Raw genomic sequence first — 22021 nt, forward strand, 5'->3', positions numbered from 1 at the left:
GGGAGTTCGGGCGGCGCATCACTGCGCCATCCTTTCAAAATCAAATCAGTCGCGTACCGGGCCAGGCGCCAGGACTTCACGCGAACCGTTGGTATTCATGGACGTCACGACCCCGGCCATTTCCATGGCTTCGATCATGCGGGCGGCGCGGTTGTAGCCGATTTTCAGCTTGCGCTGAACCGCAGAGATGGACGCCCGACGGCTCTCCAGAACGAACTGCACCGCTTCGTCGTAGAGCGCATCGGATTCACTGTCTTCGTCGCCACCGCCACTGCCGCCGTCGAAACCGCTACCAGCCTCTTCAACACCGGCCAGGATATCGTCGTTGTATTCCGGTGCACCGCGCAGTTTCCAGGCTTCAACCACCCGGTGAACCTCGTCATCGGACACGAACGCACCATGGACCCGGATCGGCAGGCTGGTGCCCGGCGGCATGTAGAGCATGTCACCGTGGCCCAGCAGTTGTTCGGCGCCGCCCTGGTCGATGATCGTCCGGGAGTCGATCTTGCTCGACACCTGGAACGCCATACGCGTCGGAATGTTGGCCTTGATCAGACCGGTGATCACGTCAACCGACGGACGCTGGGTCGCGAGAATCAAGTGGATACCGGCGGCACGGGCCTTCTGGGCGATACGGGCGATCAGTTCTTCGACCTTCTTGCCGACGATCATCATCATGTCGGCGAATTCGTCGACGACCACGACGATGGTCGGCAGCTTGGTCAGCAGCGGCGCTTCGTCGTGAATGCTTTCGCGCTTGTACAACGGGTCGGTCAGGGGCGTACCGGCATCCTGGGCTTCCTTGACCTTGGCGTTAAAGCCCGACAGGTTTCGAACGCCCATCTTCGCCATCAGTTTGTAGCGACGCTCCATCTCCGCCACGCTCCAGCGCAGGGCGTTGGCCGCGTCCTTCATGTCGGTCACGACCGGGCACAGCAAGTGCGGAATGCCTTCGTAGATCGACAGCTCAAGCATTTTCGGGTCGATCATGATCAGCTTGGCGTCTTCCGGGCCGGACTTGAACAGGATCGACAGGATCATCGCGTTCACACCCACCGACTTACCGGAACCGGTCGTACCGGCCACCAGCAAGTGAGGCATTTTCGCCAGGTCAGTGATGACCGGCTTGCCGCCGATGTCGTGGCCCAGGGCCAGGGTGACCGGCGACTTGAAGTTGTCGTACTCAGGCGTCGACAGCACTTCGGAGAACCGCACGATCTGGCGGTCCTCGTTGGGAATCTCGATACCGACGGTGGTCTTGCCCGGAATCACTTCCACCACCCGAACGCTGGTCACGGCCAGGGAGCGCGCGAGGTCTTTCGCCAGGTTGGAAATGCGACTGACTTTGACGCCGGCGGCCGGCTGGATTTCGTAACGGGTAATGACCGGGCCCGGGTGGATCGAATCCACCGAGACTTCGACGCCGAATTCCTTGAGCTTGATTTCCAGCAAGTGGCCGACGGCTGCCAGCGACTCCGGGGAATAATTGAGTTGTTTCTTTTCGGCCGGGTCGAGAATCGAGATCGGCGGCAAGGTGCCTTCGACGGCGCTGTCGACGAACAACGGCGCCTGTTTCTCTTTCTCCACGCGTTTGCTCGGCGCCGCCGGCTTGGGCGGTGCTGGCGCGATGACGGGCGGCACCTGCTTCTCGCGGTCCGACATGTGCTTGCTCAGGGCCTGCTCTCGCTCGATCAGGCGTTCCTTGACCTTGGCTTGCTCGCGCTTGTCGGTCACTGTCGGAGCGACCACGTCATGCACGCGATCGTCGACTTCACGCAACTGCGCAACCAGCTGTTTGCGCTCGACACGGGCGGCCCACCAGCGATTGGCCGCGCCCTGGAACAGTTCGAACAGGTCGAGGGTGATCTTGCCGGTGAGGTCCATCACCTTGAACCACGACAGGTCGGTGAACACCGTCAGGCCGAACAGGAACAGCGCGATGAACAACAGCGTGCTGCCCTGGATGTTCAGCGCGTTCCTGGCCAGGTCGCCAAGGCTTTCGCCCAGCGCGCCGCCGGCACCGGCCGGCAGACCGGTGGCCGCATGGAAATGGATGTGTGCCAGGGCCGCGCCCGACAGCACCAGAAACACCAGGCCGATCAGGCGCCAGGAGAACAGCCAGCCGCTCCACTGCCACTGCTCGTGGCGTTGACGGAAGATCTGGTACGCCTTGATCGCCAGCAACAACGGGAAGATGTAGGCGAAGTAACCCAGCACCATGAACAGGATGTCGGCGCTGTAGGAGCCGACCGGCCCGCCGAAGTTCTGCACGTCGTCGATCTTGCTGTTATGGCTCCAGCCCGGATCGTCCTTGCCATAGGTCAACAAGGCCATCATCAGGAACAGGCACAGGCCGCCGATGGCGATCAATGCACCTTCCTTGAGCCGGTAGTGCAAGTGTTGGCGCCAGAGCGGAACGACGACTGTTTTGGGTGCTGCGGTGGATTTCTTCAAAACGCTTCTTTTCCTGCGCCCTAGGCGCGTCCATCTGTTGAATGACTATAAAAAACTGCCCAATCCAGGCAGGTAAAAAAGTTAACACGCGTAACTGGGACTACTTTTAACACTGCACCCCGGTTTTTATAAACACGGCACGCACAGCTAATTTTGTTACAACCACTGTTACAGACGGCATTGTACGGGTTTGTTCGCCCGATGCCATGCTTGAAGCCCTTCGGTGTAGCATAGCCAAACGCACTACGCGCGGTTCAATTTGAGCATGCATTCTCTTTTGTGACAAAGGCTTATGAGGTGTTTTTATGAGCGAACCGAAGCATTCCCGCCTGATCATTCTGGGTTCCGGCCCTGCCGGATACAGCGCAGCCGTTTATGCCGCACGCGCCAACCTCAAACCCGTCGTCATCACCGGCATACAGGCAGGTGGCCAGCTGACCACCACCGTCGAAGTCGATAACTGGCCCGGCGACGTCGAAGGCCTCACCGGCCCGGTGCTGATGGAACGCATGCAAAAACACGCCGAGCGCTTCGCCACAGAGATTGTTTACGACCATATCCACACCGCCAAGTTGCAACAGCGCCCGTTCGAGTTGATCGGCGATGGCGACACTTACACCTGCGACGCGCTGATTATCGCCACCGGCGCTTCCGCGCAGTACCTGGGGCTGCCTTCGGAAGAAGCCTTTGCCGGCCGAGGAGTTTCAGCCTGCGCCACCTGCGACGGATTCTTTTATCGCAATCAAGTGGTCGCCGTCGTCGGCGGCGGCAACACCGCCGTGGAAGAAGCCCTGTACCTGTCGAACATCGCCAAGGAAGTCCACCTGATCCACCGGCGCGACAAATTGCGCTCGGAGAAGATTCTCCAGGACAAGCTCTTCGAAAAAGCTGCCAACGGCAATATCCGCCTGCACTGGAACCAGAATCTCGATGAAGTGTTGGGTGATGCCAGCGGCGTGACCGGTGCCCGCCTGCGCGACAGCCACACGGGCGAAACCCGTGAATTGACGCTGGCCGGCGTGTTCATCGCCATCGGCCACAAGCCCAATACCGACCTGTTTGAGGGCCAGCTGAAAATGCGTGACGGCTATCTTTTGGTCAGGGGCGGCAGCGAAGGCGACGCCACGGCCACCGAGATCCCGGGCGTGTTCGCCGCCGGCGATGTGGCCGATCACGTTTACCGCCAGGCCGTGACCTCCGCTGGTGCTGGCTGCATGGCCGCGCTGGATGCCGAGAAATACCTCGACGACATTCCCACCGTTTGACGGCACACTTTACGGCGGGCTCACCAGCCCGCCACCGCCCTCCCCTTCTGCAAGCCCGGATGCCATGCTGACTTGGTTACAACGTAATACCCTGACGTTCCCGCCGCTGGAAAAAGCCATGCGCGACCCCAACGGACTGTTGGCCGCGGGCGGTGATCTGTCTGCCGATCGTCTGATTCAGGCTTATCGCCACGGCTGCTTTCCATGGTTCTCGGAGGGCCAGCCAATTCTTTGGTGGTCGCCGGATCCGCGCACCGTCCTATTTCCCGACGAACTGCATGTCTCACGCAGCCTGAGTAAATTGTTGCGCCAACAACGCTATCAAGTGACCTTCGATCAGGATTTCGCCTCGGTAATCGCCGCCTGCGCCGCCCCCCGGGAGTATGCCGACGGGACCTGGATCACTGACGCGATGCAGACCGCTTACCTCGAATTGCACAAGCGTGGCTACGCGCATTCCGTCGAGGTCTGGGACGATGGCGTGCTGGTGGGCGGACTGTACGGCCTTGCGATGGGTCAGCTGTTTTTCGGCGAGTCGATGTTCAGCCGCGCCGACAACGCCTCGAAATATGGCTTTGCCACGCTGGTGCAACATCTGAAAGACTCAGGTTTCGTGCTGATCGACTGCCAGATGCCGACCGACCACCTGCACAGCCTCGGCGCCCGAGCGATTCCTCGGCGCGACTTCGCCAATTTCCTCGCGCAGCACTTGGATCAACCCAGCCGCGCCACGTGGGTTTGCTGAGCGACTTTTGCGCGCGTGGCTTACACTTAATCCAAAGCTTATCCCGAGGGTCGATCATGACCGAGTTGGCGCGTTTGAAGTTTTATGCCACTCAGCCCCACTCTTGCAGTTATCTGCCCGAGGAGCAGGCCACGACGCTGTTCCTCGACCCTAGTCAGCCCATGGATGTGCATGTCTACGCAGACCTGTCTGAAATGGGTTTTCGTCGCAGCGGCGATCATCTCTACCGGCCTCATTGCCAGAATTGCAATGCGTGCGTCCCGGCACGCATCCCCGTGGCGCAATTTACCCCCAACCGCCAGCAGAAACGCATCTTCAAGCGCAACACCGACCTGCAAGTGCGCCCGGCCAGGCCGCAGTTCAGCGAAGAGTATTTCGATCTCTATCAGCGTTATATTGAACAGCGTCACGCCGATGGCGACATGTACCCGCCGAGTCGCGACCAGTTTGCGACGTTCCTGGTGCGAGACTTGCCGTTCTCACGGTTTTACGAATTTCGTCTCGAAGGTCGGCTGTTGGCGGTCGCCGTGACCGATTTGCTGCCGAACGGTCTATCGGCGGTCTACACCTTCTACGAGCCCGATGAAGAACGCCGCAGCCTGGGTCGCTACGCGATCCTCTGGCAAATCGGCGAAGCCCGACGTCTTGGGCTGGAAGCGGTCTACCTCGGCTACTGGATCAAAAACTGCAAAAAGATGAGCTACAAGACGCAATATCGCCCTATCGAACTGCTGATTAATCAGCGCTGGGTCATCCTGAACTAGAACCCCTTGGCTTAAACCCCATTTTTCGGGCACAATGCACGCCGCTTTTGCCTGGCGCAGTTGCACCGGGCCATTCATTGGACACCGAGGGCTTTACTGCATGTCGAAAGAAGACAGCTTCGAAATGGAAGGCACTGTCGTCGACACCCTGCCCAACACCATGTTTCGTGTGGAGTTGGAAAATGGGCACGTCGTAACCGCGCATATCTCCGGCAAGATGCGCAAGAACTACATCCGTATTCTTACCGGTGACAAAGTGCGCGTCGAGCTGACGCCCTATGACTTGAGCAAAGGGCGCATCACTTACCGCGCTCGCTAATCAAGTCAATACAAAACGCCCGGTTTATACCGGGCGTTTTTGTTTGTCGATCGTTCCCACGCTCTGCGTGGGAATGCCTCAACGGACGCTCTGCGTTCGGCTTTAGAAGGGACGCGGAGCGTGGGAACGATCACAGCTGACCCACCGCATTCGCGAGCAAGCCCGCTCCCACAAGGAGATCGGTGTACATCCGGCACACAGCAAAAAGGCGCCTTTCGGCGCCTTTTGCTTTGTCGCGGTTAACGTCAGGCCATTTCGGCCGTGGTTTCGAACTCGAAGGTCAGCTCGCCGTCCTTGAGATCGATGTGCACCACGCCACCATGGTCGGCCAGTTCTCCGAACAGGATCTCTTCCGCCAGCGGACGTTTGATCTTGTCCTGGATCAAACGCGCCATTGGTCGAGCACCCATCGCCGAGTCGTAGCCACCCGCCGCCAGCCAGCTGCGCGCAGCGTCGGTCACTTCCAGCTGCACGCGCTTGTCTTCCAGCTGCGCCTGAAGCTCGGTAAGGAACTTGTCCACCACGCTTTTGATGACCTCATGACTGAGGCGACCAAACTGGATAATGGTGTCCAGACGGTTGCGGAACTCCGGCGTGAAGCTCTTCTTGATCACTTCCATCGCATCGGACGAGTGGTCCTGATGAGTGAAACCGATCGAAGCACGCGCCGCTGTTTCGGCACCGGCGTTGGTCGTCATGATGACAATCACGTTACGGAAATCCGCCTTGCGCCCGTTGTTATCGGTCAGCGTACCGTGGTCCATGACCTGCAGCAGCAGGTTGAAGACTTCCGGATGCGCTTTCTCGATCTCATCGAGCAACAGCACGCAGTGAGGCTGCTTGGTGATGGCTTCGGTCAGCAGACCGCCCTGATCGAACCCGACATAGCCTGGAGGTGCACCGATCAGACGCGATACGGTGTGACGCTCCATGTACTCGGACATGTCGAAACGAACCAGCTCGATACCCAACGCCTTGGCCAGCTGACGCGCCGCTTCGGTTTTACCGACACCGGTCGGCCCTGCGAACAGGAACGAGCCGACAGGCTTGTCAGGCGACTTGAGGCCGGCACGGGACAGTTTGATCGCGGTCGACAGCGAGTCGATGGCGGCATCCTGGCCAAATACTGTCAGCTTCAGGTCACGCTCAAGGTTACGCAGCAGCTCTTTGTCGGAGCTGGTGACGTGTTTAGGCGGAATCCGCGCGATTTTCGCGACGATGTCCTCGACCTGAGGCACTTCGATGCGCTTCACGCGTTTCTCGATCGGCTGCAGACGCTGATAAGCGCCGGCCTCGTCGATGACGTCGATGGCTTTGTCCGGCATGTGCCGGTCATTGATGTAGCGTGAAGCCAGTTCGGCGGCCGCACGCAACGCTTCATCGCTGTATTCGATGTTGTGGTGCGCTTCGAACCGACCTTTGAGGCCGCGCAGGATGCCGATGGTGTCTTCCACCGAAGGCTCCGACACATCGACCTTCTGGAAGCGCCGGGCCAAGGCACGGTCCTTCTCGAAGATCCCGCGGAATTCCTGGAACGTGGTCGATCCGATGCAACGGATATCGCCCGACGACAGCAGCGGTTTGAGCAGGTTCGAGGCATCCATGACGCCACCGGATGCGGCACCCGCACCAATAATGGTGTGGATTTCGTCGATGAACAGGATCGCCTGCGGACGTTTTTTCAGCTCATTGAGCAGCGCCTTGAAGCGCTTCTCGAAATCGCCACGGTATTTGGTCCCGGCCAGCAAGGCGCCCAGATCGAGGGAATAGACCACGCTGTTGGCCAGCAAATCCGGCACCTGGTTGTCGACAATACGTTTGGCCAGGCCTTCGGCAATCGCGGTTTTACCCACGCCCGCCTCGCCCACCAGCAGCGGATTGTTTTTGCGACGACGCGCCAGGATCTGCGCGACACGCTCGACTTCCAGCTCACGGCCTACCAACGGATCGATACGACCCTGGCGCGCGAGTTCGTTGAGGTTGCTGGCATAAGCATCCAGAGGATTGCCTGAAGAAGAAGACTCACCGCCCTCGTCGTCCTGCATATCTTGCTCACCTTCAGAGTGATCGCCATGCCCCGGCACTTTGGAAATGCCATGGGCGATGTAGTTGACGACATCAATGCGCGCAACGCTCTGCTGTTTCAGCAGGAACACTGCCTGACTCTCTTGCTCACTGAAGATTGCGACCAGCACGTTGGCGCCAGTCACTTCGCGTTTGCCCGAGCTCTGTACGTGGAACACAGCACGTTGCAGTACACGCTGGAAGCCCAGGGTTGGCTGGGTTTCGCGATCCTCGTCATGAACGGGGATCAATGGCGTGGTGGAGTCGATGAACTCCTGCAGATCGTGCTTGAGTTTTTCGAGGTTTGCGCCGCATGCACGCAAAACGGTGGCGGCAGCCTCATTATCCAATAGGGCCAGCAGGAGGTGTTCGACGGTCATGAATTCATGACGCTTCGAACGAGCCTCCTTGAAGGCAAGATTGAGGGTGACTTCGAGCTCGCGGTTTAACATAGCTTCACCTCATACCCAAGTGGTCGGCGATTAACCGTCCTTCTCGATTTCACAGAGTAGCGGATGCTGGCTTTCCCTGGCGTACTGGTTGACCTGCATGGCCTTAGTCTCGGCGATGTCGCGGGTAAACACTCCACATACTGCCCGTCCTTCTGTGTGGACGGCCAGCATGACCTTGGTCGCCAGCTCCCGATTCAGGTTAAAAAACACCTCGAGCACTTCGACGACGAAATCCATCGGTGTGTAGTCATCATTGAACAAAACCACCTTGTACATCGGCGGCGCCTGTAATGCAGGCTTTGCCTCCTGAACAGCAATGCCTGCGGAATCGTCGTCTTGAGTCCCCGGGTGATCTTTCTGGAGAACCGGGCGATCCTGATTGAATGTTAGTCGAATCTGGCTGATTGCATGCATGGAAAGAAAGGTTCGTCAGTTGTGCAAATACAGTGGTGGGGGCGGCTATGGACGATTTCAACTCCGACCGCCCGGTCACCTTGACTATCGGGAAAACGGTGTTACAACCAATAGAGCCCACAGTGGGTAAAAAAGGTCCGCGGAGTCAATCTTATTTAAAGATCTGACTGCGGATGTACTGGATGATACTCCAGTGATGGAGTCAGTTGCAGAGGGATATGGGTATGTCAGTCGGTAAGGTGAAATGGTTCAACAATGCCAAGGGATTCGGTTTCATTAACACCGACGCCAGAGAAGGTCGCGACGAAGACGGTCATCTTATTGATTTCTTTGCCCACTATTCCGCCATTGATATGGACGGATACAAGACCCTCAAGGCCGGGCAACTCGTAAGCTTCGATATCGTTCAGGGTCCCAAAGGGTTGCACGCAGTGAAGATCACCGCAGCGCCTGTTGAGCATGATCACGCCAAGCCCTCCCATCATGACCATCATGACCATCATGAAAAGGTATCGAACTGACGCGACCGATCATCCAGTCATAAAAAAACCGCCCGAAGGCGGTTTTTTTTATGCCGACTCGCTTACATATGCGAAATCAGCGCATCACCAAACGCCGAAGAAGACAGCAATTTCGCGCCTTCCATCAGACGGTGGAAGTCATAGGTCACGGTCTTGGCCGAAATCGCGCCATTGGTGCCCTTGATGATCAGATCCGCCGCTTCGGTCCAGCCCATGTGGCGCAGCATCATCTCTGCGGACAGGATCAGCGAACCCGGGTTGACCTGGTCCTTGCCGGCGTACTTTGGCGCAGTGCCGTGGGTCGCTTCAAACATGGCAATGGTGTCGGACAGGTTGGCACCTGGCGCGATACCGATACCGCCCACTTCCGCCGCCAGGGCGTCTGAGAGATAGTCGCCGTTCAGGTTCAGGGTCGCGATCACATCGTATTCGGCCGGGCGCAGCAGGATCTGCTGGAGCATGGCGTCTGCGATGGCGTCCTTGACGATGACGTTCTTGCCGGTTTTCGGGTTTTTGAACTGCATCCAAGGACCGCCGTCGAGCAGGGTCGCGCCGAATTCTTCAGCGGCCACTTCGTAGGCCCATTCCTTGAAGGCACCTTCGGTGAACTTCATGATGTTGCCTTTGTGCACGATGGTCAGCGAGTCGCGGTCGTTGTCGACCACATACTGCAACGCCTTGCGCGCCAGGCGCTTGGTGCCCTGCAACGAAACCGGCTTGACGCCGATACCGCAGTTTTCGTCGAAACGGATCTTGGTAACGCCCATTTCTTCTTTGAGGAACTTGATGACCTTGGTCGCTTCCGGCGAACCGGCTTTCCATTCGATACCGGCGTAGATGTCTTCCGAGTTCTCGCGGAAGATCGTCATGTCAACATCGCCTGGCTTCTTGACCGGGCTAGGCACGCCTTCGAACCAGCGCACCGGGCGCAGGCACACATAAAGGTCGAGTTGCTGACGCAGGGCCACGTTCAGGGAACGGATGCCGCCACCGACCGGAGTGGTCAGAGGGCCCTTGATGGAAACCACGTAATCCTTGACCGCGTCCAGGGTTTCCTGAGGTAGCCAGGTGTCCTGATCGTAAACCTGAGTCGCTTTCTCCCCGGCGTAGACTTCCATCCAGGAAATTTTGCGCTCGCCGCCGTAAGCCTTCTTAACAGCAGCATCGACAACCTTGATCATGACCGGGCTGATATCAACGCCAATACCATCACCTTCGATGAAGGGGATGATCGGGTTGTTAGGAACATTGAGAGAATGGTCCGCGTTGACGGTGATTTTGTCGCCGACTGCTGGAACCTGAATCTTCTTGTATCCCATGCTGAACTCCATTGTTTGGATTGAACATCTGGCTTCGTTCGAGCGTACCCCAGTTAAATCGGCACGCAAACCCTATGTTCCATCCATCTGCCGCAAAGCTGTACAGTTCGCGGCCTACAAGCCTGAAAGCAAAGGGAAAAGCGCCAAACTCAAGCACGGTGCAAGACTCTACGCCCCGCTCGCCCCTGCGACCTTTAGACCAATGGACGATATTCGTTGCTTATGAACCATCGGCAGATTGCCAGCTACCTATGTATAATGCCGCCCGCTGACCACAGAGTCACGACGGCCGACCTCTCTATTACGAGACTCCAGCCCGAAAAAGCAGGACTGTTACCGCAGTTCACCCGCTTGACGCTCGACTGATGCACCCAACATCACCGCGCACAAATCTCGACATTCGGCTCATGGATGACTTTGAACGAACGCGCTTACCCGGCGCCCCTCGAGTTTCTGCGCACGCTTTAGCAAAGAAGAGAGAGTTAATCCGAATATGCCCACCCGCTCGAAGATCATCTATACCTTCACCGACGAAGCTCCCGCCCTCGCCACCTATTCACTGTTGCCTATCGTAGAGGCTTTCACCGCCTCCGCTGATATCGCCGTGGAAACCCGCGATATCTCTCTTGCAGGGCGCATCCTGGCCAGCTTCCCCGAGCAATTGGGTGACAAAGCCGTAGCCGACCACCTCGCCGAACTGGGCGACCTGGCCGTTACGCCTGAAGCCAACATCATCAAGCTGCCGAACATCAGCGCCTCGGTTCCGCAGCTGCAAGCCGCGATCAAAGAGCTGCAAGCCCAGGGCTTCGCTCTGCCGGACTACCCGGAAACCGTGACCAGCGACGCCGACAAGCTCGCCAAGTCGCGCTACGACAAGATCAAGGGCAGCGCCGTGAACCCGGTTCTGCGCGAAGGCAACTCGGATCGTCGTGCACCGCTGTCGGTCAAGAACTACGCACGCAAGCACCCGCACAAAATGGGCGCCTGGGCTGCGGACTCCAAGTCCCACGTCGCGCACATGAGCACCGGCGATTTCTACGGCAGCGAAAAAGCTGCCCTGATCGACGCCGCTGATGCCGTCAAAATCGAACTGATCGCTCAAGACGGCACCACCACCGTCCTGAAAGAAAAAACCACCGTGCAAGCCGGTGAGATCCTCGATTGCGCGGTCATGAGCAAAACCGCTCTGCGCAGCTTCATCGCTGCCGAGATCGAAGACGCCAAGCAAAAAGGCGTGCTGCTGTCGGTTCACCTCAAAGCCACCATGATGAAGGTCTCCGACCCGATCATGTTCGGCCAGATCGTTGCCGAGTTCTACAAAGACGCACTGGCCAAGCACGCTGACGTGCTGGCTCAGATCGGCTTCAACCTGAACAACGGCATCGGCGACCTGTACGCTCGCATCAAGGCCTTGCCGGCCGAGCAACAAGCGCAGATCGAAGCGGACCTCCAGGCGGTCTACGCCGTTCGTCCGTCGTTGGCCATGGTCAACTCCGACAAAGGCATCACCAACCTGCACGTGCCAAGCGACGTTATCGTCGACGCCTCGATGCCGGCGATGATCCGTGACTCCGGCAAAATGTGGGGCACTGACGGTCAGTTGCACGACACCAAGGCTGTGATCCCGGATCGCTGCTACGCCACCATCTACCAGGCGGTGATCGAAGACTGCAAGCTGCACGGCGCTTTCGATCCGACCACCATGGGCAGCGTGCCAAACGTTGGCTTGATGGCGAAGAAGGCCGAAGAGTACGGCTCGCACGACAAGACTTTCCAGATCAAGGCCAACGGCGTTGTTCGCGTTACCGACAGCAAAGGCAGCCTGCTGCTGGAGCAACCGGTTGAAGCCGGCGACATCTTCCGCATGTGCCAGACCAAAGACGCACCGATCCAGGACTGGGTCAAACTCGCCGTCAACCGTGCTCGCGCAAGCGCCACTCCAGCGATTTTCTGGCTGGACCCGATGCGCGCCCACGACGGCGTAGTGATCGAGAAAGTTCAGGCTTACCTGAAGGACCACGACACTGCCGGTCTGGACATCCAGATCATGGCGCCTGTCGACGCGATGAAGTTCACCCTGGACCGCACTCGCGAAGGCAAGGACACCATTTCGGTGACCGGCAACGTACTGCGCGACTACCTGACCGACCTGTTCCCGATCATGGAACTGGGCACCAGCGCCAAGATGCTGTCGATCGTGCCGCTGATGAATGGCGGTGGCCTGTTCGAAACCGGCGCTGGCGGTTCGGCACCGAAGCACGTTCAGCAGTTGCTGGAAGAAAACTTCCTGCGCTGGGATTCCCTGGGCGAGTTCCTGGCCCTGGCCGCTTCCCTTGAGCATCTGGGTGTTACTTATAACAACCCTAAAGCGCTGGTTTTGGCCAAGACCCTGGACCAGGCCACCGGCCAGTTCCTGGACAACAACAAGTCGCCATCGCGCAAGGTCGGCAACATCGACAACCGCGGCAGCCACTTCTACCTGGCGCTGTACTGGGCGCAAGCCCTGGCGGCCCAGACCGAAGACGCTGCACTGCAAGCGCAGTTCGGCCAGCTGGCCAAGACCCTGACCGAGAACGAAGCAACCATCGTTGCCGAGCTCAACGCCGTTCAGGGCAAGCCAGTGGACATCGGCGGTTACTACCACGCCAATGCCGAGCTGATCAGCAAGGCCATGCGCCCGAGCAACACCTTCAACGCCGCGATCGCTGCGCTGGTTTAAGGTTGTAAGGATGCAAAGAAGCCCCGGCCCAGTGCCGGGGTTTTTGTTTGTGGCACCTACACAAATCTACCTGCCGAACCCAAAACCCTGTGGGAGCGAGCCTGCTCGCGATAGCGGTATATCATTCAACATTGATTTTGCCTGACCCACCGCTATCGCGAGCAGGCTCACTCCCACAGGGGCCGGTTCCCACAATGGAATTTGTGCGCACCTGAAATCGAGGACTCTTTATGGATTGGCTACCCCACATCACCGTCGCCACCATCGTCGAAGACAACGGCCGCTTCCTGATGGTCGAAGAAACCAAGCACGGACGAACGGTGCTCAACCAGCCCGCCGGCCACCTCGACCCGGACGAAACCCTGATCGACGCCGCCGTGCGCGAAACCCTCGAGGAAACCGGCTGGGACGTCGAGCCGACCGGCGTCGTGGGCATCTATCTCTATACCGCCCCGAGCAATGGCGTGACTTACCAAAGGGTTTGTTTCATCGCCAAAGCAATCAAGCATCACCCGGATTATCAACTGGACGACGGCATTGTCGGCGCCAAATGGCTAACCCGTGACGAACTGCTGGCACAGCGCGCAAACTGGCGCAGTGAGCTGATCATCCGCTGTATCGATGATTATCTGGCAGGCTTTCACTTCGGTCTCGAACTGATCCGCCCTTCTCTTTAGCCTTGCGGGCTCCGGCCTGTTAGAATCGCGTCCTTTTTCAAGACACTCATTGAATCCCTATGCGTGATCCAGCCCCTTCTGACACACAAAAGAAGCGCGTCATTGTCGGCATGTCCGGCGGCGTGGACTCTTCCGTTTCCGCTCTCCTGCTGATCGAGCAGGGTTATGAGGTGGAAGGCCTGTTCATGAAGAACTGGGAAGAAGACGATGGAACGGAATACTGCACCGCCATGGACGACCTGGCGGATGCTCAGGCTGTGTGCGACAAGATTGGCATCAAGCTGCACACCGCCAACTTCGCCGCCGAGTACTGGGACAACGTGTTCGAGCACTTCCTGGCCGAATACAAGGCCGGTCGCACGCCGAACCCGGACATCCTGTGCAACCGCGAGATCAAGTTCAAGGCGTTCCTCGACTACGCCATGATGCTCGGCGCCGACCTGATCGCCACCGGTCACTACGTGCGCCGCCGCGACATCGATGGCCGCACCGAACTGCTCAAGGGCCTGGACCCGAACAAGGACCAGAGCTACTTCCTGCACGCCGTCGGCGGCGAACAGATCGCCAAGACTCTGTTCCCGGTCGGTGAGCTGGAAAAACCCGAAGTACGCGCGATTGCCGAGAAACACGATCTGGCCACCGCGAAGAAAAAGGATTCCACGGGGATCTGCTTTATCGGCGAACGCCGCTTCAGCGATTTCCTCAAGCAGTACCTGCCGGCCCAGCCGGGCGAGATCAAGACTACCGAAGGTGAAGTCATCGGCCGCCACCACGGCCTGATGTACCACACCATCGGTCAGCGTCAGGGCCTGGGCATCGGCGGCTTGAAAGACGCCGGTGACGAGCCGTGGTACGTGCTGATCAAGGACCTGGAGCACAACGAACTGATCGTCGGCCAGGGCAATGACCACCCCTACCTGTTCTCCCGCGCCCTGCTCGCTTCGGACATTTATTGGGTCAACCCGATCGATCTGACCGAGCCACGCAAGTTGACCGCCAAAGTCCGTTATCGCCAAAGCGATCAACCGTGCACGCTGGAAAAAACCGCCACCGGCTATCGAGCGACCTTCGATGACCCGCAGCGCGCGGTCACCCCGGGCCAGTCCGTAGTGTTCTATGACGGTGAAATCTGCCTGGGCGGCGGCGTGATTGAAGTCGCAGAGCCATGGAGCAGCAAGGCATGAACCCCACTCAGGAGCAACTGACGGCGCTGGGCGGCGTGTTTCTTGCCGCCGTCCTCGTCGACAAGATTGCCAAGACCGGCCAGACCACCGAAGCCGGCCTGACCTGCATGCTCGGCAGTTTGCTGATCCGCGACCCCAAGGACACCCTGGAAGTGTACGGCGGCGACGACATCAATCTGCGCGAAGGCTATCGCGCATTGATCGGCGCCCTGGAGCGCGACCCGAGCACCCTGCAGCGCGAACCGCTGCGCTATGCGCTGGCGATGCTCGGTCTCGAGCGTCAACTGGCCAAGCGCAACGACATGCTGGACGAGATCGGCAAGCGCCTGCCGCAGATTCAATCCCAGGTCGAACACTTCGGCCCGGCCCACGAAAACGTGATTGCGGCCTGCGGTGCCTTGTATCAGGACACCCTGAGCACCTTGCGCCAACGGATTCAGGTCCACGGCGACATGCGCAATCTGCAGCAACCGAGCAACGCGTCGAAAATCCGTGCCCTGTTGCTGGCCGGGATTCGTTCCGCGCGCCTGTGGCGGCAGTTGGGCGGTCATCGCTGGCAGCTGGTGATCAGTCGTCGCAAGTTATTGAAAGAGCTTTACCCGCTGATGCGCAGCAGCTGAACCGCGCCCGCCACACCGCTTTGTAGTCAGTAACGCGTAATACGCTGGTCAGTTGGCAACGGACCGGCGGATTTTTTCATGTATGATACGCGCCCCATTTCGTTGCCCGACTGTCCGAGAACACCCCATGCAGCTTTCTTCGCTCACTGCGGTTTCCCCTGTTGACGGCCGCTACGCCGGCAAAACCCAGGCCCTGCGCCCAATTTTCAGCGAATACGGCCTGATCCGTGCTCGCGTACTGGTTGAAGTGCGCTGGCTCCAGCGCTTGGCCGCTCACCCTGGCATCAGCGAAGTGCCGGCGTTCTCCGCCGAAGCCAACGCGGTGCTGAACACCCTGGCGGACAATTTCGCTCTGGAGCACGCCGAGCGTGTCAAAGAGATCGAGCGCACCACCAACCACGACGTAAAAGCCATCGAATACCTGCTCAAAGAGCAAGCAGCCAAGCTGCCGGAACTGGCCAAGGTCAGCGAATTCATCCACTTTGCCTGCACCAGCGAGGACATCAACAACCTGTCCCACGCCCTGATGCTGCGCGAAGGCCGTGATGACGTGATGCTGCCGCTGATGCGCCAGACTGCCGAAGCCATCCGCGAACTGGCCATCCGTTTCGCTGACGTGCCAATGCTGTCGCGCACCCACGGTCAACCGGCCTCGCCGACCACCCTGGGCAAAGAACTGGCGAACGTGGTTTACCGTCTGGAGCGTCAAATCGCTCAGGTCGCCGCTGTTCCGCTGCTGGGCAAAATCAACGGCGCTGTCGGCAACTACAACGCTCACCTGTCGGCCTACCCTGAGATCGATTGGGAAGAAAACGCCCGCGCCTTCATCGAAGACGAGCTGGGTCTTGGCTTCAACCCGTACACCACGCAGATCGAACCGCACGACTACATTGCCGAGCTGTTCGACGCGATTGCACGTTTCAACACCATCCTGATCGACTTCGACCGCGACATCTGGGGCTACATCTCCCTGGGTTATTTCAAGCAGCGCACCATCGCTGGTGAAATCGGCTCGTCGACCATGCCGCACAAGGTCAACCCGATCGACTTCGAAAACTCCGAAGGCAACCTGGGTATCGCCAACGCACTGTTCCAGCATTTGGCGAGCAAGCTGCCAATCTCCCGCTGGCAGCGCGACCTGACCGACTCCACCGTGTTGCGCAACCTCGGTGTCGGCTTCGCCCACAGCGTGATCGCGTACGAAGCCAGCCTCAAAGGCATCAGCAAACTGGAGCTCAATGCTCAGAAGATCGCTGCTGACCTGGACGCGTGCTGGGAAGTATTGGCCGAGCCGATCCAGACCGTGATGCGTCGCTACAACATCGAAAACCCGTACGAAAAGCTGAAAGAGTTGACCCGTGGCAAGGGCATCAGCCCTGAAGCACTGCAAACTTTCATCGACGGCCTGGACATGCCAGCCGCCGCCAAGGCCGAGCTGAAATTGCTCACCCCGGCGAACTACATCGGCAATGCCGTGGCACAAGCCAAACGCATCTGATCGACCGCTTTACCCGTTTGAGACGCCCGGCAGCGCCGGGCGTTTTTATTCCCGTCTGAAAAGTGCATTTTTTCAATAGGTTACACATGAATCCTGACATTCCTCTTCAACTTCTGGGCGGCATCACGGCGCGCGAGTTCCTGCGCGACTACTGGCAGAAAAAACCCCTGCTGATCCGTCAGGCGATTCCTGAATTCGAAAGCCCGATCGACGCCGACGAACTGGCCGGCCTGGCGCTGGAAGAAGAAGTCGAGTCGCGCCTGGTGATCGAGAACGGCGAGCGTCCTTGGGAATTGCGCCGCGGCCCGTTCGCCGAAGACGAATTCAGCAAACTGCCGGAACGCGACTGGACCCTGCTGGTTCAAGCCGTTGACCAGTTCGTACCGGAAGTCGCTGAACTGCTGGAGAACTTCCGCTTTCTGCCGAGCTGGCGCGTCGACGACGTGATGATCAGCTTTGCCGCCCCGGGCGGCAGCGTCGGTCCGCACTTCGACAACTACGACGTGTTCCTGCTGCAGGGCCATGGCAAGCGCAACTGGAAAATCGGCCAGATGTGCGACTCCGAGAGCCCGCTGCTGCCACATGCCGACCTGCGCATTCTCGCTGATTTCGAAGCTACCGATGAGTGGGTACTGGAACCGGGCGACATGCTTTACCTGCCGCCGCGCCTGGCCCACTGCGGTGTCGCCGTCGATGACTGCCTGACGTACTCGGTCGGTTTCCGCGCACCGAGCGCCGCTGAAGTGCTGACCCACTTCACCGACTTCCTCAGCCAGTTCCTGACCGACGAAGAGCGCTACACCGACGCCGACGCGCTGCCGGCGGTCGATCCGCATCAGATCCAGCACGACGCCCTTGATCGCTTGAAAAGCCTGCTGGCCGAGCACATGAGCGACGAGCGCCTGTTGCTGACCTGGTTCGGCCAGTACATGACTGAACCGCGCTACCCGGAACTGGTGGCGGGCCCGGAAGAGATCGAAGAAGACGACTTGCTCGCCAGCCTGGAACAAGGCGCGATACTGATCCGCAACCCGAGTGCTCGCCTGGCGTGGTCCGAAGTCGATGACGACCTGCTGCTGTTCGCCAGCGGCCAGAGCCGTTACCTGCCGGGCAAGCTGCGTGAGCTGCTGAAACTGATCTGCGCTGCAGACTCGCTGCACACCGACAATCTGGGCGACTGGCTGAGCGATGAAGACGGTCGCGGCCTGCTGTGCGAACTGATCAAGCAAGGCAGCCTGGGGTTTGCCGATGAATAAAATTCACGTACGTGTCGCAGACTGGCAGAAGGACATCGCCGAGATCCGGCGCATTCGTGAGACGGTGTTCATTGCCGAGCAATGCGTTCCACCCGAGCTGGAATGGGATGCCGATGACGCTACGGCGGTGCATTTCCTGGCCTTTGAGGGCGACTTTCCGATTGGCACCGCTCGCTTGCTGCCCGATGGTCACATCGGTCGGGTGTCGGTACTGAAAGACTGGCGCGGCTTGAAGGTTGGGGATGCGCTGATGGACGCGGTGATCGGTGAAGCCGAGACGCGCGGGCTGAAGCAGCAGATGCTGAGCGCACAGGTCCAGGCCACGGCGTTCTATGAGCGCCTGGGTTTCAGCCTGGTCAGTGAGGAATTCCTGGAAGCCGGGATTCCGCATGTGGACATGGTGCGGCACTCCGCTTGATACCCTGTGGCGAGGGGGCTCGCCCCCGTTGGGCTGCGTAGCTGCCCTAAAATCTTGGGGCCGCTGCGCGACCCAACGGGGGCAAGCCCCCTCGCCACAAGGCCCGGAAGAACACAACAAAACGCCCCGCCATCGCAGGATGCCGGGGCGTTTTGCTGTCTGCGATTCAACTTGCCCCACGCCGGGCCGACAAACTGGCAATATCAACACTTCAAGATGTCGGAGATAACGGATATGTCCCTACGCACCCTGCTCACCACGCTGCTGCTGACCTGCAGTTTTTCAGTCATCGCAGCCACCGAGATCGTGCCCCTGAACTACCGCACCAGCGCCGATATGCTGCCGATGGCACAGGATTTCATCGGCAAGGACGGCCAGGTCAGCGCCTACGGCAATCAGCTGATCGTCAATGCCGATCAGCGCAAGATCGACGAACTTAAGGCCCTTGTTACGCAACTCGATGTTGCCGCCAAGCGCCTGCTGATCACCGTCGATACCAACGAAAACAACTTCCAGGGCGACCAGGGTTATTCGGTGAACGGCGCCAAGCCGAGCCAGACACGCATCATCAATCGCAGCACCGACAGCCGCGATGGCGGCATCCAGCAGATTCAGGCCAGCGAGGGAGCACCGGCACTGATTCAGGTCGGCCAAAGCGTGCCGCTCACCAGCAGCCAGACCGACTCCTACGGCGATCTGCGCAGCCAGACGGAATACCGCAATGTCACCCAAGGCTTCTACGTCACCGCCAGCGTCACCGGCGACATCGTTCACCTGTCGATCAGTACCAACCGTGACCGGGTGAGCCAGGAACGTCCCGATGTAGTGAATGTGCAAAGTACCGACACAACTGTCACGGGACGGCTGGGCGAGTGGATCACTCTGGCCGGCGTAAACCGCCAGACTCAGGCCGACAAACAGGGCCTGACCCGCAGCTACTCGACTCAGGGCCGGGATGACATGACCCTGCGGGTGAAAGTCGATACTTTGGACTAAACCACCGAAAACTGACTGATTAGTCTTGTTAGACCAAAGATGTAGTGCCTAAAAAAAAGCACTACAAAACGTTTGACGATATAAAAAAGCAAAGGCATGATGGCCTCGCTCCCGCTAATCAGGGGCCCTGGCAAGGGCCTTCGAGACGCTGCTCGCATCTACCCCGCGAACCGTTTCGTGTCTGTACCGCCCACAAGGTGTGTTTGACGAGGTTGCCGACTGGAACGAAGTTGTCCCGAGGGACGGAAGCGTAATTAGGTAACCCGGCTCCACACTGAAGTTCGTATAAAGGCCCACGACGCCCGAATCCGCTCGCCAGTTCGCCCTTACCTGCTCACTTCCCCTCGAGCCCATCGTTCATCCCGTCGCCACCCCCGCCGAATCCGACTTGACCACCTAAGCTTCTGGTCAGCGAGCAGCCTTTTACGCCCCTTTACGCGTATCTGGCACGCAGGAATTGTCCACCCGGAACCACTTTCGATTAAAGACGCGACGAGGTTTATCTCCATGGCACTGACACGCGAACAGCAAATTGCAGCCCTCGAAAAAGATTGGGCTGAAAACCCACGCTGGAAAGGCGTGACACGCGCTTACTCCGCTGCTGACGTCGTCCGCCTGCGCGGCTCGGTTCAACCTGAGCACACCTTTGCAAAACTGGGCGCCGAGAAGCTGTGGAACCTGGTCACCCAGGGCGCCAAGCCATCCTTCCGTCCTGATAAAGATTTCGTCAACTGCATGGGCGCCCTGACCGGCGGCCAGGCTGTGCAACAAGTCAAAGCCGGTATCCAGGCGATCTACCTGTCGGGCTGGCAGGTTGCTGCGGACAACAACTCCGCCGAATCGATGTACCCGGACCAGTCGCTGTACCCGGTGGACTCGGTTCCAACCGTGGTCAAGCGCATCAACAACTCGTTCCGTCGTGCTGACCAGATCCAGTGGAAAGCCGGCAAAGGCCCGGGCGACGAAGGTTACATCGACTATTTCGCTCCGATCGTGGCTGACGCTGAAGCCGGTTTCGGCGGCGTACTGAACGCTTACGAGCTGATGAAGAGCATGATCGAAGCAGGCGCCGCCGGCGTTCACTTCGAAGACCAACTGGCTTCCGTGAAAAAATGCGGCCACATGGGCGGCAAGGTACTGGTTCCTACCCAGGAAGCGGTACAGAAGCTGACCGCTGCTCGCCTGGCGGCTGACGTTGCCGGTACGCCGACCATCATTCTGGCGCGTACCGATGCTAACGCGGCTGACCTGCTGACTTCCGATTGCGACCCGTACGACAAAGAGTTCGTGACTGGCGAACGTACTCAGGAAGGTTTCTACAAAGTGCGCGCTGGTCTCGACCAGGCCATCTCCCGCGGCCTGGCCTACGCGCCGTACGCCGACCTGATCTGGTGCGAAACCGCCAAGCCGGATCTGGACGAGGCTCGTCGCTTCGCCGAAGCGATCAAAAAGGAATACCCGGACCAACTGCTGTCGTACAACTGCTCGCCTTCCTTCAACTGGAAGAAAAACCTGGACGACGCGACCATCGCCAAGTTCCAGCGCGAACTGTCCGCCATGGGTTACAAGCACCAGTTCATCACCCTGGCCGGCATTCACAACATGTGGCACAGCATGTTCAACCTGGCGCACGACTACGCCCGTAACGACATGACTGCATACGTGAAGCTGCAAGAGCAAGAGTTCGCTGACGCTGCCAAGGGTTACACCTTCGTGGCTCACCAGCAGGAAGTGGGCACCGGCTACTTCGACGACATGACCACTGTGATTCAAGGTGGCTCGTCATCGGTAACCGCACTGACCGGTTCGACTGAAGAAGAACAGTTCCACTGATCTGCTTCGCCTGAGCTAACGGCCGTTGCGGACCGAATAAAAAGCTAACCGCAACGCCGCAAATCTGACGCCCCGACTGGTTCGGGGCGTTTTTTTGCCCGCGATTTAACGCCCACCACTACCCCGTAGGAGCGAGGCTTGCCCGCGAAGAATGCGCCGCGGTGCCACAGGGATACCGCGTCATCGTTCTTCGCGGGCAAGCCTCGCTCCTACGGGGTGGGCTGCGCACTCAAAAAACATTGATCCAGAGCGGCATCACGATCAGAAAAAAGCGGTAAAACGTGCGTCGCCGCTACTTGCAATAACAGCTATATAAGACAACTTCCCACTCACCCACCCGTTAAACAGTTTAAAAACAACCTCAAACAATATTGATTATCATTTAGCCACAACAATGTTCGTTACATTCCCTACAAAACAATATTGATGAAAACCCGGCTAATGCCCGCAACGCATGGGCCGCGGGGCTTTGGAGGCACGCTATGTCCTTATTCCATTAAATA

The 22021-nt window shown here is 58.9% G+C and carries 18 protein-coding genes; 14 read left to right on the forward strand and 4 right to left on the reverse strand.

Going from position 1 to position 22021, the window contains the following annotated elements; genetic code table 11:
* Nucleotides 1-45: 45 nt before the first annotated feature.
* Nucleotides 46-2454 carry a DNA translocase FtsK gene (locus tag ACA070_RS19830; protein ID WP_462027796.1) on the reverse strand — a complete coding sequence of 803 codons (2409 nt, stop codon included), beginning with the start codon at nt 2452-2454 and terminating at the stop codon, nt 46-48.
* Nucleotides 2455-2759: 305 nt separating this feature from the next.
* Between ACA070_RS19830 and trxB the strand changes: the two genes are divergently transcribed.
* The 4 genes from trxB (at nt 2760) to infA (ending at nt 5547) form a co-directional block, all read left to right on the forward strand.
* Nucleotides 2760-3719, forward strand: a complete 960-nt coding sequence (gene trxB, locus ACA070_RS19835) for a thioredoxin-disulfide reductase (RefSeq protein WP_497448014.1) — start codon at nt 2760-2762, stop codon at nt 3717-3719.
* Nucleotides 3720-3783: 64 nt separating this feature from the next.
* Nucleotides 3784-4464 carry a leucyl/phenylalanyl-tRNA--protein transferase gene (gene aat, locus ACA070_RS19840; protein WP_497448015.1) on the forward strand — a complete coding sequence of 227 codons (681 nt, stop codon included), beginning with the start codon at nt 3784-3786 and terminating at the stop codon, nt 4462-4464.
* 56 nt (nt 4465-4520) lie between these two features.
* On the forward strand, nt 4521-5228 hold the full coding sequence (locus tag ACA070_RS19845) for an arginyltransferase (protein ID WP_497448016.1): 708 nt from the start codon (nt 4521-4523) through the stop codon (nt 5226-5228).
* 100 nt (nt 5229-5328) lie between these two features.
* Nucleotides 5329-5547: a translation initiation factor IF-1 gene (gene infA / locus ACA070_RS19850; protein WP_002553999.1), complete on the forward strand. Its 219-nt coding sequence runs from the start codon at nt 5329-5331 to the stop codon at nt 5545-5547.
* Nucleotides 5548-5792: 245 nt separating this feature from the next.
* Here the strand turns inward: infA and clpA are convergent, their stop codons facing one another.
* Entirely contained in the window at nt 5793-8063 is a 2271-nt protein-coding gene (clpA, locus tag ACA070_RS19855; RefSeq protein WP_497448017.1) for an ATP-dependent Clp protease ATP-binding subunit ClpA, read from the reverse strand.
* A gap of 30 nt (nt 8064-8093) precedes the next feature.
* Nucleotides 8094-8477, reverse strand: coding sequence for an ATP-dependent Clp protease adapter ClpS (gene clpS / locus ACA070_RS19860; protein ID WP_461974874.1), 384 nt, complete (start codon nt 8475-8477; stop codon nt 8094-8096).
* Between the two features lie 224 nt (nt 8478-8701).
* Between clpS and ACA070_RS19865 the strand changes: the two genes are divergently transcribed.
* The gene (locus tag ACA070_RS19865; RefSeq protein ID WP_497448018.1) at nt 8702-8998 is read left to right on the forward strand and encodes a cold shock domain-containing protein; all 297 of its coding nucleotides are present in this window, start codon (nt 8702-8704) and stop codon (nt 8996-8998) included.
* Nucleotides 8999-9060: 62 nt separating this feature from the next.
* Here the strand turns inward: ACA070_RS19865 and icd are convergent, their stop codons facing one another.
* Nucleotides 9061-10317 (reverse strand): NADP-dependent isocitrate dehydrogenase, encoded by a 1257-nt coding sequence (icd, locus tag ACA070_RS19870; RefSeq protein ID WP_461954776.1) that lies wholly within the window; start codon nt 10315-10317, stop codon nt 9061-9063.
* 493 nt (nt 10318-10810) lie between these two features.
* Here icd and ACA070_RS19875 point away from each other — a divergent pair, with 493 nt between their 5' ends.
* From ACA070_RS19875 to aceA, 9 genes are all read left to right on the forward strand, one after another.
* Complete coding sequence (locus tag ACA070_RS19875; RefSeq protein ID WP_497448019.1) at nt 10811-13036, forward strand: NADP-dependent isocitrate dehydrogenase; 2226 nt, start codon at nt 10811-10813, stop codon at nt 13034-13036.
* 230 nt (nt 13037-13266) lie between these two features.
* Nucleotides 13267-13713, forward strand: a complete 447-nt coding sequence (locus tag ACA070_RS19880; RefSeq protein ID WP_497448020.1) for an NUDIX hydrolase — start codon at nt 13267-13269, stop codon at nt 13711-13713.
* A 59-nt stretch (nt 13714-13772) separates the two neighbouring features.
* A complete protein-coding gene (mnmA, locus tag ACA070_RS19885; protein WP_497448021.1) occupies nt 13773-14897 on the forward strand; it encodes a tRNA 2-thiouridine(34) synthase MnmA in 1125 nt (374 codons plus the stop codon).
* The gene (gene hflD / locus ACA070_RS19890; protein ID WP_309674959.1) at nt 14894-15517 is read left to right on the forward strand and encodes a high frequency lysogenization protein HflD; all 624 of its coding nucleotides are present in this window, start codon (nt 14894-14896) and stop codon (nt 15515-15517) included. Before mnmA ends, hflD begins: the two co-directional genes overlap by 4 nt.
* A 127-nt stretch (nt 15518-15644) precedes the next feature.
* A complete protein-coding gene (gene purB, locus ACA070_RS19895; protein WP_461974884.1) occupies nt 15645-17015 on the forward strand; it encodes an adenylosuccinate lyase in 1371 nt (456 codons plus the stop codon).
* 86 nt (nt 17016-17101) lie between these two features.
* On the forward strand, nt 17102-18271 hold the full coding sequence (locus ACA070_RS19900; RefSeq protein ID WP_497448022.1) for a ribosomal protein uL16 3-hydroxylase: 1170 nt from the start codon (nt 17102-17104) through the stop codon (nt 18269-18271).
* On the forward strand, nt 18264-18689 hold the full coding sequence (locus ACA070_RS19905) for a GNAT family N-acetyltransferase (protein WP_497448023.1): 426 nt from the start codon (nt 18264-18266) through the stop codon (nt 18687-18689). Before ACA070_RS19900 ends, ACA070_RS19905 begins: the two co-directional genes overlap by 8 nt.
* 234 nt (nt 18690-18923) lie before the next feature.
* Nucleotides 18924-19685 carry a secretin N-terminal domain-containing protein gene (locus ACA070_RS19910; RefSeq protein ID WP_497448024.1) on the forward strand — a complete coding sequence of 254 codons (762 nt, stop codon included), beginning with the start codon at nt 18924-18926 and terminating at the stop codon, nt 19683-19685.
* Nucleotides 19686-20192: 507 nt separating this feature from the next.
* Nucleotides 20193-21518: an isocitrate lyase gene (aceA, locus tag ACA070_RS19915; RefSeq protein WP_131062363.1), complete on the forward strand. Its 1326-nt coding sequence runs from the start codon at nt 20193-20195 to the stop codon at nt 21516-21518.
* Nucleotides 21519-22021 lie beyond the last annotated feature (503 nt).

The sequence above is a fragment of the Pseudomonas sp. LBUM1678 genome, from assembly GCF_059695575.1.

Excerpts from the sequence above, each read along its gene's own strand:
- trxB (WP_497448014.1), top strand. The coding sequence starts at position 2,760 with ATGAGCGAACCGAAGCATTCCCGCCTGATCATTCTGGGTTCCGGCCCT.
- aat (WP_497448015.1), top strand. The coding sequence starts at position 3,784 with ATGCTGACTTGGTTACAACGTAATACCCTGACGTTCCCGCCGCTGGAA.
- ACA070_RS19845 (WP_497448016.1), top strand. The coding sequence starts at position 4,521 with ATGACCGAGTTGGCGCGTTTGAAGTTTTATGCCACTCAGCCCCACTCT.
- infA (WP_002553999.1), top strand. The coding sequence starts at position 5,329 with ATGTCGAAAGAAGACAGCTTCGAAATGGAAGGCACTGTCGTCGACACC.
- clpA (WP_497448017.1), bottom strand. The coding sequence starts at position 8,063 with ATGTTAAACCGCGAGCTCGAAGTCACCCTCAATCTTGCCTTCAAGGAG.
- clpS (WP_461974874.1), bottom strand. The coding sequence starts at position 8,477 with ATGCATGCAATCAGCCAGATTCGACTAACATTCAATCAGGATCGCCCG.
- ACA070_RS19865 (WP_497448018.1), top strand. The coding sequence starts at position 8,702 with ATGTCAGTCGGTAAGGTGAAATGGTTCAACAATGCCAAGGGATTCGGT.
- icd (WP_461954776.1), bottom strand. The coding sequence starts at position 10,317 with ATGGGATACAAGAAGATTCAGGTTCCAGCAGTCGGCGACAAAATCACC.
- ACA070_RS19875 (WP_497448019.1), top strand. The coding sequence starts at position 10,811 with ATGCCCACCCGCTCGAAGATCATCTATACCTTCACCGACGAAGCTCCC.
- ACA070_RS19880 (WP_497448020.1), top strand. The coding sequence starts at position 13,267 with ATGGATTGGCTACCCCACATCACCGTCGCCACCATCGTCGAAGACAAC.
- mnmA (WP_497448021.1), top strand. The coding sequence starts at position 13,773 with ATGCGTGATCCAGCCCCTTCTGACACACAAAAGAAGCGCGTCATTGTC.
- hflD (WP_309674959.1), top strand. The coding sequence starts at position 14,894 with ATGAACCCCACTCAGGAGCAACTGACGGCGCTGGGCGGCGTGTTTCTT.
- purB (WP_461974884.1), top strand. The coding sequence starts at position 15,645 with ATGCAGCTTTCTTCGCTCACTGCGGTTTCCCCTGTTGACGGCCGCTAC.
- ACA070_RS19900 (WP_497448022.1), top strand. The coding sequence starts at position 17,102 with ATGAATCCTGACATTCCTCTTCAACTTCTGGGCGGCATCACGGCGCGC.
- ACA070_RS19905 (WP_497448023.1), top strand. The coding sequence starts at position 18,264 with ATGAATAAAATTCACGTACGTGTCGCAGACTGGCAGAAGGACATCGCC.
- ACA070_RS19910 (WP_497448024.1), top strand. The coding sequence starts at position 18,924 with ATGTCCCTACGCACCCTGCTCACCACGCTGCTGCTGACCTGCAGTTTT.
- aceA (WP_131062363.1), top strand. The coding sequence starts at position 20,193 with ATGGCACTGACACGCGAACAGCAAATTGCAGCCCTCGAAAAAGATTGG.